The organism is Paraburkholderia sp. BCC1886 (assembly GCF_900996245.1).
Taxonomy (GTDB): domain Bacteria; phylum Pseudomonadota; class Gammaproteobacteria; order Burkholderiales; family Burkholderiaceae; genus Paraburkholderia.
Genome location: NZ_CAAJGK010000073.1, coordinates 1 through 1,092, shown reverse-complemented (window position 1 = coordinate 1,092; position 1,092 = coordinate 1). Strand labels below are relative to the sequence as shown.

Annotated in this window: 1 protein-coding gene; it reads right to left on the bottom strand. The window is 57.8% G+C overall.

The annotated features are described in order from the left end of the window. Positions 1 to 33: 33 nt before the first annotated feature. Positions 34 to 1,092, bottom strand: a 1,059-nt coding sequence (locus FQ746_RS24595; protein ID WP_144112302.1) for an ISNCY family transposase, incomplete at its 5' end; no start/stop codon positions are given.

Below are 1,092 nucleotides of genomic sequence, written 5' to 3'. Positions count from 1 at the left end.
TGTCGAGGCTAAGTTCAGATGTCCGCCTTCGGGCTAAGTTGAAATGTCCGGTTTTGGGTCGAGAATGATCTCTGTAGAAGGCAGTTTCCCCACCGCGGCTGCCTGCCTTTCAGAGGTTCGCAAGATCATTGCATCCAAGTCAATTTGCTTGAGTTCGCGTTGCTTGCGCGTGTTGTTGGCCCGCATCTTCGGCTTCACCGGTTCGCCCCGGTTGGTCCGCGAAGGCGAGCCCGAGATGCGCCGGTTGTCACGCTCCAACTGCACCTGTCGAGACAGCGCGAGAACGTGTCCAAGGCGCTTGTTATCGATCTCGGCACCTTGGCCTGCATCCGAGAGCCGATCGTACTGGCGATAGGTCAGGGCAGTGCCGTTCGCTACGATTTCGATGCGCCCATTCGGGTACTCGTACACGTCCAGATAATGATGAATCAGTGCTCGTGTCACCGGCGAATCATCGAGCAGGTAGAGCACCCGATCGTATTGCACGGTTAGTGTGTTCGACACGCAGCGCGATGCACGAGACGTTAAAACCGAAACCAGGTCTTCGTCGTCGCGCAGTGGCCTATGCGCGTTGTAGTCACTCTTCGGAGCCTTGCCAAACCGGTTGTTAAAGTCGGCAATGAAGTGGGGCGCATAAAGATTCGCCGCCGCTTGCGTGTCGATTCCGCGCAACCTCAATTCCTTTACAAGCCGGTCCTGCAAGGTCAGATTGGCCCGTTCGACGCGGCCTTTGGCCTGACTGCTGTTGGCGCAAAAGGTGTCGACATTGAGTTCGTACAAGGCCCGGCCAAACTGCGTTATTCCCTTGTCAGCCGTGCTTTTTTGATTGGCCGAGAACACGCTGGCGCGGTCGCTGTAGAACGCCATGGGCTTGCCATGCTGCTCGATATAGCGCCGCGTCGCTTCGAAATAGCTGAAGGTCGACTCGGTCGCGGTGAAATGCAGCGTCATCAGGCGGCTGGTCGCGTCGTCAATAAACACCAGCAGCGTGCACGCTGGCGCCCGGTCTTCAAACCACCGGTGATCGCTGCCATCGATCTGGATCAGCTCGCCCAGGCACGAACGCCGGTTCCTCGGCTGATGGATCTTGGG